This window comes from Flavobacterium sp. GW821-FHT12A05, from assembly GCF_058807735.1.
The window spans coordinates 177,673-191,861 of the sequence record NZ_JBXAQY010000004.1 but is presented as its reverse complement, the minus strand read 5'-3'; the positions used below and the strand labels follow the sequence as shown (position 1 = coordinate 191,861).

11 protein-coding genes are annotated in these 14,189 nt (G+C 33.0%); 9 read left to right on the top strand and 2 right to left on the bottom strand.

The window, feature by feature from the left end; genetic code table 11:
• Positions 1-55: 55 nt before the first annotated feature.
• Positions 56-952 carry a LysR family transcriptional regulator gene (locus AC1RRQ_RS10510; protein WP_493022978.1) on the top strand — a complete coding sequence of 299 codons (897 nt, stop codon included), beginning with the start codon at positions 56-58 and terminating at the stop codon, positions 950-952.
• Between the two features lie 72 nt (positions 953-1,024).
• On the top strand, positions 1,025-1,990 hold the full coding sequence (locus AC1RRQ_RS10505; RefSeq protein ID WP_493022977.1) for a YeiH family protein: 966 nt from the start codon (positions 1,025-1,027) through the stop codon (positions 1,988-1,990).
• Between the two features lie 191 nt (positions 1,991-2,181).
• Here the strand turns inward: AC1RRQ_RS10505 and AC1RRQ_RS10500 are convergent, their stop codons facing one another.
• Positions 2,182-3,129 (bottom strand): hypothetical protein, encoded by a 948-nt coding sequence (locus AC1RRQ_RS10500; protein WP_493022976.1) that lies wholly within the window; start codon positions 3,127-3,129, stop codon positions 2,182-2,184.
• Positions 3,130-3,411: 282 nt separating this feature from the next.
• Here AC1RRQ_RS10500 and AC1RRQ_RS10495 point away from each other — a divergent pair, with 282 nt between their 5' ends.
• Together AC1RRQ_RS10495 and AC1RRQ_RS10490 are read left to right on the top strand one after the other, a co-directional pair.
• A complete protein-coding gene (locus tag AC1RRQ_RS10495; RefSeq protein ID WP_493022975.1) occupies positions 3,412-4,425 on the top strand; it encodes a glycoside hydrolase family protein in 1,014 nt (337 codons plus the stop codon).
• Between the two features lie 180 nt (positions 4,426-4,605).
• Positions 4,606-5,604 carry a zinc dependent phospholipase C family protein gene (locus tag AC1RRQ_RS10490; RefSeq protein WP_493022974.1) on the top strand — a complete coding sequence of 333 codons (999 nt, stop codon included), beginning with the start codon at positions 4,606-4,608 and terminating at the stop codon, positions 5,602-5,604.
• A 298-nt stretch (positions 5,605-5,902) separates the two neighbouring features.
• On the opposite strand, the gene AC1RRQ_RS10485 is transcribed toward AC1RRQ_RS10490, so the two are convergent.
• Positions 5,903-7,993, bottom strand: coding sequence for an LTA synthase family protein (locus AC1RRQ_RS10485; protein WP_493022973.1), 2,091 nt, complete (start codon positions 7,991-7,993; stop codon positions 5,903-5,905).
• A gap of 235 nt (positions 7,994-8,228) precedes the next feature.
• Here AC1RRQ_RS10485 and AC1RRQ_RS10480 point away from each other — a divergent pair, with 235 nt between their 5' ends.
• The 5 genes from AC1RRQ_RS10480 (at position 8,229) to hisC (ending at position 14,027) form a co-directional block, all read left to right on the top strand.
• Positions 8,229-8,894, top strand: a complete 666-nt coding sequence (locus tag AC1RRQ_RS10480) for a response regulator transcription factor (protein WP_493022972.1) — start codon at positions 8,229-8,231, stop codon at positions 8,892-8,894.
• Positions 8,895-10,295, top strand: coding sequence for a sensor histidine kinase (locus AC1RRQ_RS10475; protein ID WP_493022971.1), 1,401 nt, complete (start codon positions 8,895-8,897; stop codon positions 10,293-10,295). It abuts the gene before it with no gap.
• Between the two features lie 308 nt (positions 10,296-10,603).
• Positions 10,604-11,461, top strand: a complete 858-nt coding sequence (gene hisG / locus AC1RRQ_RS10470; RefSeq protein ID WP_493022970.1) for an ATP phosphoribosyltransferase — start codon at positions 10,604-10,606, stop codon at positions 11,459-11,461.
• A gap of 113 nt (positions 11,462-11,574) precedes the next feature.
• On the top strand, positions 11,575-12,858 hold the full coding sequence (gene hisD / locus AC1RRQ_RS10465) for a histidinol dehydrogenase (RefSeq protein WP_493022969.1): 1,284 nt from the start codon (positions 11,575-11,577) through the stop codon (positions 12,856-12,858).
• Positions 12,859-12,980: 122 nt separating this feature from the next.
• Entirely contained in the window at positions 12,981-14,027 is a 1,047-nt protein-coding gene (gene hisC, locus AC1RRQ_RS10460) for a histidinol-phosphate transaminase (RefSeq protein WP_493022968.1), read from the top strand.
• Positions 14,028-14,189: the final 162 nt, after the last annotated feature.

Sequence of the window (14,189 nt, the reverse complement as noted above, 5' to 3'; positions counted from 1 at the left end):
AACTTGACACGAGGCTAAAAGCCGAATTGGCGAAGCAAACAAAAAAACAAATAACATGGATTTTAGGCTAAAAGTTTTCTACACTGTTGCGCTCCGCCTTAATTTTACTAAAGCGGCAACCGAATTGTATATTACCCAGCCTGCGGTTTCTAAACATATTCAGGAACTTGAGGAAACCTATAAAACCAAACTTTTTGAACGAAATGGTTCTAAAATCGCTTTAACTCCAGCTGGGGAAATTCTGCTAAAACATACAAAAGAAATTTTCGAAATTTATCGAGAAATAGATTTCGAAATGAGTTCTTTCATCAGCGAACGTCAGGGATTATTGAGGCTGGGAGCGAGCACAACGATTTCTCAATATATCATTTCTCCCGTTTTGGCGCGTTTTCATCAAAAGGAAAAAGACATAAAAGTCAATTTGCTGAACGGAAATACAGAACAAATCGAAAATGCTTTAATCAATAAAGAAATCGAAATTGGAATTGTCGAAGGTCAGTCCAAAAATCAATCTATAAAGTATATTCCGTTTTTAAAAGACGAATTGGTTTTAGTCTGCAATAGTAAAAATCCATTTGTTCAGCAAAATGAAATTTCGGTAAACGATTTAAAATCAATGAAATTCATAACCCGAGAACGCGGATCAGGAACACTTGAAGTTATAGAATTTGCCCTTAAAAATGCAGGATTAAAATTTTCCGATTTACAAATCGAAATGCAGTTAGGAAGTACAGAAAGCATAAAATCATATTTGTTAAACTCAGATTGTTTTGCCTTTATGTCTATTCATGCGGTAAATAAAGAATTGAAAAACAACGAATTAATTGTTTTAGATATCGCAAACCTTTCTGTAGAAAGATACTTTTATATTATAACTCTATTAGGAAAATCAGACCCGCTATCAGAATTGTTTATTAAGAACATGTCTTTTTATTATAACTTAAAGTTATAGTCGATTGTATTTTACGATTGGTGATTTCAATTTAAACGGCAGAACTTTGCAGTATTAAATTATTAGAATATTTTGAAAACAAAACAACAATCATCGTCGCAACTCTTCGAAATTAGTCATTTCTTACAGCAAGCTATTTTTATCGGCATAGTTTTTCTATGTCTATTTTCTATCATATCACCGCCAGTTGCTTTATTACTTGGAGTTATAATTGTCAATGTTTTCGGAAATCCGTTCGTTACGTTTAATCATAAAGCCATTACTTTTTTATTGCAGTTTTCAGTCGTTGGTTTAGGTTTCGGAATGAATGCTTCAAGTGCTGTTTCAGCAGGAAAAGAAGGATTTCTTTTAACCATTTTATCTATTTTCAGCACACTTGTTTTTGGACTCCTTTTAGGAAAATGGCTTAAAACCGAGAGAAAAACATCTCATTTAATATCATGCGGAACAGCAATTTGCGGCGGAAGCGCTATTGCTGCCATTTCTCCCATTATAAAATCCAATGAAAATCAGACTTCTATCGCATTGGGAGTTATATTTATATTAAACTCAATTGCTTTATTCGCTTTTCCGTTTATTGGACATCAGCTGGATTTATCTCAAAAAGATTTTGGTTTATGGTGTGCCATCGCCATTCATGATACAAGTTCGGTAGTTGGAGCAGCAAACAAATACGGAGCCGAAGCTTTGCAGGTTGCCACAACGGTAAAATTAGCCAGAGCATTATGGATTATTCCAATTTCTCTTATCACTGCTGTAGTTTTTAAAAGCGAGTCTAAAAAAATAAAAATTCCTTATTTTATTGGTTTGTTTATTCTTGCTATGCTCTTAAACTCTTATGTACCAAAGGTATCTGATTTTGCTCCTTATGTTGTAAATATTGCCAAAATTGGATTAACCATAACTTTATTCTTAATTGGAGCAACATTAAACGTAAATACTTTAAAATCAGTAGGAGTGAAGCCTTTATTGCAAGGAATCTTTCTTTGGATCTTTATTGCCGCTTTAGGCTTGGTCTCAATACTTTACTTTAATTAAAACAATCTGTTAGTGTAATTTAACACATAGAAACATAGGTTGCATGTTTATAAAAGGATATAAAAAAGAAACAAGTTTCTAACACATAGTTTACTTTATGTTTGTTTTAAATAAGTAAAACGCCTTTTTTGAAAGTACTAAATCTATATTTCTATGTGTTTAAATTAATTACATCCAACGGATAAAACAGTTTATTTTATGTTTGAAAACTTCACGATAGGTTTATCAATCATTTTATAAAATTTTCCTTTAAATGAAAAACGTCTTTCAATTTCAAAATTAAATGATTTTTTAGTTTTCGCCATTGCTGCAATTTCTTCCGGAGGACTTACTTCAAAATCATCTTCCGCTTTTCCAGCCTTATCAAATGATCCTTTCGTTTTAATAATAATATCTCTAAAATGTTTCTTTATTCCATCTTCAACAACAGTATAAGAGCCTGACCATTTTAAACTTGCAGAATTGGTCAGCTGATAAGCAGGTACCTCCATTATGGGCTGATATTTTCCATCAAAACCGGCAACCAGATATAAGTAACCTTCATAAGCGCCGCCGGCACCTCCATTTACATGCAGTAAAGTAAAAGCAAACTGGTCTTCTCCAATTTGTAAAAGTTTAGGTTTAGGACATTGTGCAAATGCGCCAAAAGCAGTTACAGCGGGTTGAAAAGACCTCATTTCCCAAGTATTCCCATTTTTAGCAAATTTAGTGATACCTAGTAATCCTCCGGAAAAGCGACCCGTTTGTAAACCATCTTCATCATAAACAGAATGGTTAAATGCCAGTATTTTATACTGATTTCCTTTAGAATCAGTATAATCAATATTAGCAAGAAGTCTAGTTGCAACGCCTTGTTCGTAAGGAAATAACTGATCTCCTTCGACACCATTTACATCTGTAAAAGCGGCAGGTTTACACGATTTACAATTCCAGCTTATAAAAGTATTATGATCTGAAAGGTTGTAAAGTTTACCCGGAAACAATTTTTGCATTGTTTTTACAGCATCAAGCGGATCAGCTGTTTTCAGGGTTCTTTTCGGGTTTAAAATAGTATCGTTTACATTTTTCAGCACGACATCTTGTGCATTGCAAACTGATATAAATAGAAATGTAAATAGTAAATATTTAGTAAAGTTCATTTTGAAGATAGCATATTATTAAAGCCAAATTTACATTCTTTTCCTTGAACTTTTTTACTTATTAATGTACAAGTTTTTCAAAAAGAGAGTTGCGGCGCGATTATTATTACTGAATATTTTTAACAATACTATTGAAGTAATTTTATTTTAAATGGTTCATAATGAATTATTCGTATTATTATTTGATAAAATAGCATCGGTTTTATCTTACTTAAAACTAAATATTTGCAAGGAAGTTTTTTCAAGGCCTTAAAATCTTCATTAACAATAAATAACTATCTTATGAAAAAACCACATTTTATTAAACAGAGTTTAAAAACAGCAAATGTTTTATTTTTGGCTTTAAGTGTTTCATTGTTTTTTAGCTGTGAACAATCTCAGTCAGATCAAAACAATTCTTCGGCAAAAACAGTAATCGCAGAAACTACAGCAGTTTCAAAATCGAATTTAACTTCGAAAACGCCTTCCAGTTTTGGAGATATTGGAAATGGCGTAAATCTGCAGCCTTCTTATTATAATGGAGGCAATTGCGATTTGGGATGGAATTTAATGAAACAAAATACTAAGATTAAAACAGTTAGAATAGAAGTAGAGCCGGGTCAGGAAACAAATGCCAAAAGATGGATTTCTGAAGCAAAAGCAAACGGATTTACCGTAATAGTTTCCTATCATAAATCGACCGTGTTAGGTTCTGACAGTACAGCCGAGCTAAACGCAGCCGCAACTTGGTGGAAAAATAATTACAGTTTTCTAGGAGGTAATTTTATCATTAATCTTACCAACGAGTGGGGAAGCCATAATATTACGCCGTCAGCATTTGCAGCAGCTTACAACGCAGCCATAACCGAAGTTAGAAAAGTGTACAGTGGCACTATAATTATTGATATTCCGGGTTGGGGACAGGAAACGGCAATGGCTGCTTGTGCTGTAAAAGGCTGTTCTACTGGACAGACAAAAATTAACGATACCAAAATCATTCTATCTGCACATATTTATCCGGGCGCTTATAATCAGGCAAAAGGAAGATATGTAAATACTTCTGATATTGATGATCTGGCTTCGTCTGGAAGACCTTGCATGATTGGAGAATTCGGAAACAGCGGTGGTTCAGGTGCTGATTGGTCCGGAATTGTAGATTATGCCAAAAACAAAGGCTGGACCATTTTAGGCTGGGCTTGGAACGGCGACGGCGGTTCAATGAATATGATTACACCACAATTTCAATCGTATGTCAGCGGAAGTCCAAAGACTTATAACACAAGTTCTTATTTTAATGTTGTGTACAATAAATTGTAATTAAATGCTTTTATACCACAGATTTTACTTCTAATCTTAGGAGATATAAAATCTGTGGTTGTAAAATTGATAGAATAACCCCAATTTTTCTACTGTTAATTAAATTAAGATAATCTTGACAGGTATTCTTTTAAATTATCCGTAAATAAGGTAAGTTTGCATTTCAAATACAAAAACAAAATGAAAAATTTCAAAATGAGACCAAAATTAATCGCTTTCTGCGCATTAATTATTGGTTTTTTTACCTTATCATGGGGAATTGTGGGACACGAACGAATTAATAAAGCAGCCGTTATGGCTTTGCCTAAATCGCTTCAGGTTTTCTTTTACAATCATATCGATTTTATTACACAGGAAGCTTCTGTACCGGACATTCGTAAATATGCCTTAAATTATAAAGACGAAAATCCAAGACATTATTTTGATATGGAAAATTTTGGTTCTGCTGACAGTCTGCCAAAAACCATGGAAGAAGCAAAGAAAAAATACGATGATAAATTCCTAAACAATAATGGAATTTTGCCTTGGTACATTGAAGACATGATGGCTAAGTTAACCAAAGCGTTTAAAGATAAAAACAGAGCTGAAATTTTATTTCTTGCTGCAGACTTAGGTCATTATGTTGGTGATGCACACATGCCTTTGCATACTTCTGCAAATCACGACGGGCAATTAAGCGATCAAAAAGGGATTCACTCTCTTTGGGAAAGCAGACTTCCTGAGTTATTTGCTAAAAATTATAAACTAAACGTTCCTGAAGCGCAATATTATCCTGATGTTCATAAAGCAACCTGGGATATGATTAATGATACACACAGTTTAGTAAAACCGTTATTAGATATCGACAAAAAACTTAGAACTTCGACTCCTGAAAATCAAGTTTTTAAAATGGATGCTGATGGTAAAGTATTGAAAAGCAAATACAATACAGCTGTTTTTACTGATGAATATGCTAAAAAACTACACCAGGATTTAAACGGAATGGTCGAAAGTCAAATGAGAAAAGCTATTACTGCTACAGCAAGTTTTTGGTATACTGCTTGGGTTAACGCCGGAAAACCAGATTTAAGCGATCTAGATTCACCAGCAGTTACACAAAGAAACAATCAAGCTTTAAGAGATGATTTAAAATTATTTCAAAGCGGTGATTTATTCGGAATGAAAAATCAAAACGACTAATTTTTTAGTGTTCAGTCTCAGTTTTTAGTTTTCAGATTTGAAAATTAAATTTTAATCAAAAGCCTCAAATTCAGATGAATTTGAGGCTTTTGATTTTATATTAAATGGAGATTTAGATTGTAGATTTAGATTGTGTAGACGCACTGCGGTGCGTCTCTACGATTAATTGGGGCGAAATATTGCAGGACTATATGAAATAACAATCAAATCAGTTTAATCTGTCCAATCTGCGTGCCATTAACCACGTTTTAAATTTTAAATTTGGAATTTGGTTTTTAAAATTTGGAATTTAAAACCATTATTTCTGATATTTCTTTTCCTTCAATAAAAACGAAGCAGACTGATAATAAGAAATCGTTTCATTAACCAGATTCATTTTTTGCTTCTTTAAAGGCGTTTGGTCGTAATCAATTTGAAAATCAGAAGAAACGCTGTCCTTTGGATCTAATTTTAAAGCAAATTGTCTAACCTCTTGTTTAGGAGATAAAACCGTTAAAACATTATCTTTTATCAAACCTAAATCCTGATACGTTGCAATAAAAGCTCTTGGTTTATAAGAAGGTTTTAAAACATCCTGTCCAAAAAACTTACTGTGATAATCAAAATGCAATAATCCAAAAAGAGTAGGCATAAGATCAATCTGCGACATTAATTTATTGCATTTTTCAGGTTTCTCATTCGGCATATAAATAAAAGCCGGAATTCTGTATTTATCCAGTGGAAGTTCTGTTTTTCCGGCACTTGACGCACAATGATCCGCCACAATTACAAAAACAGTATTGTTAAACCAAGGCTGTTTACGAGCCATATCAAAGAATTTTCTCAGCGCATAATCCGTATATTTTACACCGCCGTCACGTGATTTAATATCACCCGGAATATCAATTTTATTATTCGGATATGTAAACGGCCTGTGATTACTCACCGTCATAATATGATTAAAGAAAGGTTTATTTTCTTTGCCTTCCGCATTCATTATTTTGATAGCCTTGTTGTACATGTCTTCATCGCAGACACCCCAAACGTTAGAAAATGTGATTTCTTCCGGAGAAAAACTCGATTTATCTACAATTTGATAACCGTTTCCAGAATAAAAATCCTGCATATTATCAAAAAAAGCATCACCGCCATACATGAATTTTACATTGTACCCTTTTTGTTTAAAGATAGATCCGGTTGAAAATTTGTTTTTATTATCCTCACGTTTTACCACACTTTCGCCAGCCGTTGGAGGCAGACATAAAGTAACCGCTTCAAGTCCGCGAACAGTACGATTTCCGGCAGCATATAAATTGGTAAACAATAAACTTTTTTGCGCTAAACTATCCAAAAACGGAGTGATATTACCTTGATTTCCGTATGTTTTCATGAAATCGGCACTAAGGCTTTCAATAGTAATTAAAACAACATTTTTTCGGGTTTCAAGAGAATCACTTGTAATTTTTTGAGAAGTGCTTTCACCGGAAATATTCGGAAATTGATTTTTCAAAATCGTAAAAGCTTCCTGATTTGGCAATGTTTTGTAGAACTTAAAGTAGTCTAATTTGTTATTCTGAAAAGCCAGATAGAACTTGTATATACCGTTAGACTGTAATTCGTTTACAAATAAATTTTTAGAATTCTCGGTTTTAGCCAAAGTTGGAACCGCAAAAAGCGAAACCAAAAACAAAGCACCGTAAGCAGCCGAAATTTTTATTTTTTCTTTAAAAGACGGAATATCATTAATATAATCCTTCGATTTTTGAACAATAAAATAAGTCACAATACCGCTAACCAGAAACAAAGCCGAAAAGATAGGAATAACAGGATAAGACTGCATGATATTTCCAATCACTTCGTTAGTGTAAATTAAATAGTTAACTGCGATAAAGTTATATTTCACTCCAAATTCATTCCAAAAGAAATATTCGCTTAATCCGTTTTGAAGAATTAATAAAACGTAAAGGAAAATCACAAAGCTAAAAAGCCAGAATCTAAGTTTTGTTCTCCATTTTGGAAGTAAAAGAAAAAGAGCAAAAAGAGCCGTTTTTAAACCTAAGAATATTAAAACAATTCGAGGTAAAGCGCCTCCGTATTCGTCAAAAATACTTTTTCCGGAAGCAACATAAAGGCATAATACAATCAAAATACCTAAAATAATATAACCTGAGGGCTTACTATACTTAGATTCTGATAGAAAAATAAGGTACAGCCAAAGAAAAACTCCAGCCATTACAAAAACAAAAAAATCTGAAATTAATCCTAAGCTGAAAATCTTCAAACTTTCCAGAACTGTAAAAGAACTCTGTGTGATAGGATGAAAAAACAGTACAATTCTCAATATAAAACTAACCGTAAAATAGAAAATTGCAAGATTATAAAATGGAGAAAGCTTTTTGTAAAAAGTCATGATATCTTTATTTTAAATAAAATTGGGTCTTCAATGTTTTAGAAATTAAGGACCTATGTTTTATACTTTGCAAAATTAAATCCGATTCATTAATTCCAGATTAAGTTCTGCTTTAACCTTAGTTAACGTTTGCTTAATGTTTACTTAAGATGATATGTTTTTATTTATTCGGATGGTTTTGAGCGATTTCCAAGTTTGAAAATATTTATCTTTGACAAACTAAAAATAGAAACACATGCATATTTTAATAGTTGAAGATGAATTAGGTATTGTTCAGTTCTTGCAGCAAGGCCTGCAGGAAGAAGGATATTTGGTTACAACTGCTAATGATGGTTCAAAAGGTTTTGAATTAACACAAAACCAAAAATTTGACTTGATTTTATTAGATTGGATGCTGCCCAAAATTAATGGTTTGGATTTGTGTAAAGCCATAAGAATCAAAGACCAAACTACACCAATTATTTTTTTAACAGCAAAAGATACCGTTCAGGAAACAATAGAAGGTTTAAAAGCGGGAGCAAATGATTATATCAAAAAACCTTTTAGTTTTGAGGAATTAGTAGAGCGCATTAAAATTCATTTCAGAAACAAAAATGGAGATGAAAATCTGCTGCTTGGCACCATTAAAATTGATTTGTCTAAACATATTGTTTACAAAAATGAAGAAGAAGTAGCGCTTACGCAAAGAGAGTTCGAGCTTCTGGCTTATTTAATTAAAAATAAAGGAAAAGTCTGTACCCGAAACCAGATTTTAAAAGACGTTTGGGATATTAATTTTGAATATGATACCGGAGTTATAGACGTGTTTATGAACGCAATAAGAAAAAAGCTGAAACTAAAAATAGAAGAAGATTATATAAAAACAATCCGCGGTATTGGTTATATCGCCAACGACTTGTAAGTGATGCAGTTATCTTTTAAAAACAAAATTGCCTTAAACTACATTATTACAACCGGATTGTTGATTTTAGTAGTTTTTTCAGTCATTTATTCTATCGTAAAACATACCGTTTACAGTCACATTGATGAAAAAATCAATGTTGAAATTCAGAATCATTTATCAGAAATTAAAGTCGAAAAAGGCAAAGTAATCCTGATAGATGCAGAAGAATGGAACGAGCGCGAACACAATACGGTGGATGTAAATCCTGTTTTTGTGGAGTTTTTAGATATGAATAAAAAAGTTATTGAAAAAGCGCCAAACCTTAAAACAGAAACCCTTGAATTTAAAGACTCAGTCGAAGATTATGAGTTATTTGATACCAAAATGGGAAACCACGCCATCAGACAAATTCAGGTGCCGCTTCATGTTCAAAACAAACAAATTGGTTATATCATTGTAGCCATGTCACTGGCCGATTCTACATTGGTTTTGAATAATTTATTTGAGATCATGTCTCTGTCATTTTTGGCTATTTTGGTGCTGTTGTTTTTTATTGCCCGTTTCTTTGCAGGACGAAGCATAAAACCAATAAATGCTATTATCAACACATCAAAAATTATTACAAAAGACAATCTAAAAACACGAATACCTTTGCCCAAATCGCGGGACGAATTATATACACTTTCTAAAACCATAAACAATTTATTAAACCGAATTGAAGATGCAATAGAACGCGAAAAACAGTTTACCTCAGATGCTTCTCACGAACTTAGAACGCCGCTTACCGTAATTAAAGGAACACTTGAAGTGTTGATTCGTAAACCTCGTGACAGCAAGGAGTACGAACAGAAAATAAATTATTGTATTAACGAAGTAGACCATTTAAATTCGCTCGTAGATCAGCTTTTGATAATGGCTCGTTTTGAAAATCAAAAACAAAACATAGCAACGGAATCGGTTTATTTAAATGCTCTTATTTTAGATGTTCTGACGCTAAATTCAGAGAAAATAAACAATAGAAAAATCAACATTAAATTTAATCCCGAAACAGATTATGATATTGAATCGGATAATTTTTTGGTCATTACAATTTTGAGGAATATTATTTCTAATGCAATTAAATATACCAATAATGAAGGTACAGTTTCGATTTTGCTTTCAAAACAAAATGAAAAAACAATCTGTAAAATTTCTGATAACGGAATCGGAATTGCAAAAGGAGATTTAGAAATGATCCTTAATCCATTTTTCAGATCCAATTACACAGAGCATCCAGAAATTAAAGGAGTTGGTTTAGGCTTGTCGATCGTGAAAAGAATTACAGAATTACTGGATATAAAATTTAAAATTGAAAGCGAATTAGAAGTAGGCACAACGGTTACCTTAACTTTTAATGACAACATGAAAACGTTTTCGTGAATTTAATAAATTCAATAAAAACGGGGCTTGATCTTTTTTTTAACAATAAACTATCGTTAAGTTATATTAAAAATTGCTTTTTTATGAAATTAACTAGTATATTTGCAACCGAATCAAAGAATTATAAAACAAACCAAACAATGATTTCAAATCAATTACATCATCATTATTTTCATTATTGCTCTCAGGCGATGTGTTAATGGTATGTGTGTAAATCATCATATTTTAAAACCCGTTTGAGTACATCAAACGGGTTTTTTTATACCAATTCTTTGTACTCAAACTATTAATCAGCAAACAACTAAAAAATGAGTACTTTAAAAATTGCAATTCAAAAATCTGGTCGTTTAAACGAAGACAGCATTCAAATTCTAAAAGACTGCGGTATTTCTATCAACAACGGAATCGATCAGTTAAAAGCCGAAGCTTCTAATTTTCCTCTTGAAGTTTTGTATTTACGAAATTCAGATATTCCGCAGTATTTAATTGATGGAGTAGTAGATTTAGCCATTGTAGGCGACAATCTTTTGGTAGAAAAAGGAAAAGAAATTGAAGTCGTACAGCGATTAGGCTTTTCTAAATGCAAAGTTTCTGTAGCAGTTCCTAAAACATTCGAGTACAATTCGGTACAAGACTTAGCGGGATTAAGAATTGCGACTTCGTATCCTAACACAGTAAACGAATATTTCAATTCTTTTGGATTAAGTGTAGATATTCACCAAATCTCTGGTTCTGTAGAAATCGCACCAAATATTGGCCTTGCCGATGCGATTGTAGATATCGTTTCAAGCGGCAGCACTTTATTCAAAAACAACTTAAAAGAAGTTGAAGTTATTTTGAAAAGTGAAGCAGTACTGGCTGTTTCTCCAAAAGTTTCTCCAGAAATTCAAAAACACATTGATACTTTAAAATTCAGAATACAATCTGTTCTAAGAGCAAGAAATTCAAAATATATTTTGATGAATATTCCAAATGACAAAATTGAAGCAGTTGGAAAAATTCTTCCGGTTTTAAGAAGTTTAACCGTTCTGCCATTAGCTCAGGAAGGCTGGAGCAGTGTTCACTCGGTAATTGACAAAGACACTTTCTGGGACGTAATCGATAAATTAAAAGAAGCCGGAGCCGAAGGAATTTTAGTTTGTCCAATTGAGAAAATGGTACTTTAGGGCTTTGCCCGCATTAGGCTTTAAGCTTTTTGCAAAGATAATATAGACAAAGTTAATAAAGCCTAATGCCTACAGCCTATAGCCTAAAGCAAAAAAAGCTTAAAGCAAAAAAAATGAATAAAATAGACAGCCCAAAACCAGATACATGGTCAGAAATATTAAAAAGACCAACCCAAACGATTGATGATATTGAGGTAACGGTAAAAGAAATCTTTAGAGAAGTACAGAAAAAAGGAGATGAAGCCGTAGCAAAATACACTTCAATTTTTGATGGTATTACTTTAGATAACTATGAGGTTTCTGTACAAGAAATAAACGAAGCAATTGCATTGATTCCAAATGAATTAAAAGAAGCGATTCAATTAGCAAAAGACAATATCTATAAATTTCACAGCGCTCAAAAAACAGAAAGAATTGAAGTTGAAACCATCGAAGGTGTAAACTGCTGGCAGGAAAAACGACCAATTCAAAAAATTGGTTTGTACATTCCGGGAGGAACAGCACCATTGTTTTCAACTGTTTTAATGCTTGCTGTTCCTGCTGAAATTGCAGGCTGCAAAGAAATTGTTTTGTGTTCGCCTCCGGATAAAACCGGAAAAATTAATCCGGCTATTTTATATGCTGCTAATTTATGCGGTGTAACGAAAATTTTAAAAGTTGGCGGAATTCAGGCAATTGCAGGAATGACTTTCGGGACAAAATCAATCCCAAAAGTGTACAAAATTTTCGGACCTGGAAATCAATTTGTGACCGTAGCAAAACAATTAGCGACTCAGTTTGGTGTTGCGATTGATATGCCGGCCGGCCCTTCAGAATTATTAATTGTTGCCGATGATACAGCGGTTCCTGCTTTTGTAGCTTCAGATTTGTTGTCGCAGGCAGAACACGGAACAGACAGCCAGGTTATTTTGGTTTCGACCTCTAAAAGACTTATCGACGAAGTTGAAAAAGAAATTCAGTCACAGGTTGAAGTACTGCCAAGAAAAGCAATTGCCATAAAAGCAATCGAAAATTCGAAATTAATTTATGTCGAAAACGATCAGATTGCCTTGGATTTAATTAACGAATATGGCCCGGAACACTTTATTATTTGTTCACAATATGATGATTTTTATTGTAACGGAATCGTAAATGCAGGTTCGGTTTTTATTGGAAATTATACTCCCGAAAGTGCTGGAGATTACGCTTCGGGAACCAATCATACATTACCGACAAATGGTTATGCGAAGAATTACAGCGGTGTAAATCTGGATAGTTTCATGAAATCAATGACGTTTCAAAAAATTTCAAAAGAGGGAATTCAAAATATTGGCAAAGCGATTGAAGTTATGGCTGAAGCCGAAGGATTACAGGCGCATAAAAATGCAGTGACCTTAAGATTGAAGAGTTTAGAGTAAGATAGAGAATAGATATAGAGTAAAAAGTAAAGAAGCAAGAAGCAAGATGAAAGAGTTGGAGGATTAGATTGAGTCTATATTCTTGCTTCTTGATTCTTTCATCTCCTCAAAAAATAAAGACAATGAATACTTTCGATATAAATACAATTACACGTGAAAATGTAAAATCTTTAAAGCCTTATTCGTCTGCCAGAGATGAATTTGAAGATTTTGATACCGCCGAAATGATTTTTTTGGATGCCAATGAAAATCCGTTTCAAAATGGCGTAAATCGTTATCCGGATCCGCAGCAAAACTCCGTTAAAGCGATTTTGGCTAAAAATAACAATACAAAACAAAGTCAGATTTTGCTAGGAAACGGAAGCGACGAAGTTTTAGATTTGATTTTCAGGGCTTTCTGCGAGCCAAAAACAGATAATATTATCACTTTGCCACCCACTTATGGTATGTACAGCGTTTTGGCTAATATTAATGCGGTCGAAAACAGAGAGATATTACTTTCAAATGATTTTCAGCCACAAGTAGAGAAGATTTTAGATGCCGTTGATGCCAACACAAAAATCATCTTTTTATGTTCGCCAAATAATCCAACCGGAAATTCTTTTTCGGATGAAAGCGTGGTAAAACTGCTTCAGAATTTTAAAGGATTAGTAGTAATTGATGAAGCTTATATTGATTTCTCAGACAAAGAAAGCTGGCTGACAGAAATCGACGAATATCCCAATTTAGTCATTACGCAAACACTTTCAAAAGCGTATGGTCTGGCTGGAATTCGATTGGGAATTTGTTACGGTTCTGAGGCTGTAATTTCAGTTTTAAATAAAATCAAACCGCCATATAATGTAAACGAATTGACGCAGCAAAGAGCAAAAGAACGCTTAAAAGATTCAGAAAAAATTAAACAGGAAATAGCTTCTATTGTTGAGCAGAGGAAAGAATTGCTTAAAGTTTTACTTGAAGTAAGTTTTGTAGAAAAAGTGTACCCAACCGAAGCCAATTTTATCTTAGCAAAAGTAGATGATGCTAATAAAAGATACGATCAGTTAATTGAAAAAGGAATTGTAATTCGTAACAGAACTACGCAGCCGTTATGCGAAAATTGTCTTCGTTTTACAATTGGAACAAAAGAAGAAAACGCTGTTTTGATTAAAGAATTGAAATTAATATAATACGCAGATATAGGCCACAGATTACACAGATTAAAATGATTTTTTCACGCAGATTTGCAGATTAAAGCAGATTTAGTTTTGATTTTTAAATCTAAAATAATAAGCGTGCATCTGCTTAAATCTTTTTAAAATCTGCGTGAAAAAAAATTTAGTGTTAATTAG

Bases quoted from the DNA above. Each gene is read 5' to 3' on its own strand.
- AC1RRQ_RS10500 (WP_493022976.1), bottom strand. From the start codon at position 3,129: ATGAACTTTACTAAATATTTACTATTTACATTTCTATTTATATCAGTT.
- hisD (WP_493022969.1), top strand. From the start codon at position 11,575: ATGAATAAAATAGACAGCCCAAAACCAGATACATGGTCAGAAATATTA.
- AC1RRQ_RS10485 (WP_493022973.1), bottom strand. From the start codon at position 7,993: ATGACTTTTTACAAAAAGCTTTCTCCATTTTATAATCTTGCAATTTTC.
- AC1RRQ_RS10495 (WP_493022975.1), top strand. From the start codon at position 3,412: ATGAAAAAACCACATTTTATTAAACAGAGTTTAAAAACAGCAAATGTT.
- AC1RRQ_RS10490 (WP_493022974.1), top strand. From the start codon at position 4,606: ATGAAAAATTTCAAAATGAGACCAAAATTAATCGCTTTCTGCGCATTA.
- hisG (WP_493022970.1), top strand. From the start codon at position 10,604: ATGAGTACTTTAAAAATTGCAATTCAAAAATCTGGTCGTTTAAACGAA.
- AC1RRQ_RS10510 (WP_493022978.1), top strand. From the start codon at position 56: ATGGATTTTAGGCTAAAAGTTTTCTACACTGTTGCGCTCCGCCTTAAT.
- AC1RRQ_RS10480 (WP_493022972.1), top strand. From the start codon at position 8,229: ATGCATATTTTAATAGTTGAAGATGAATTAGGTATTGTTCAGTTCTTG.
- hisC (WP_493022968.1), top strand. From the start codon at position 12,981: ATGAATACTTTCGATATAAATACAATTACACGTGAAAATGTAAAATCT.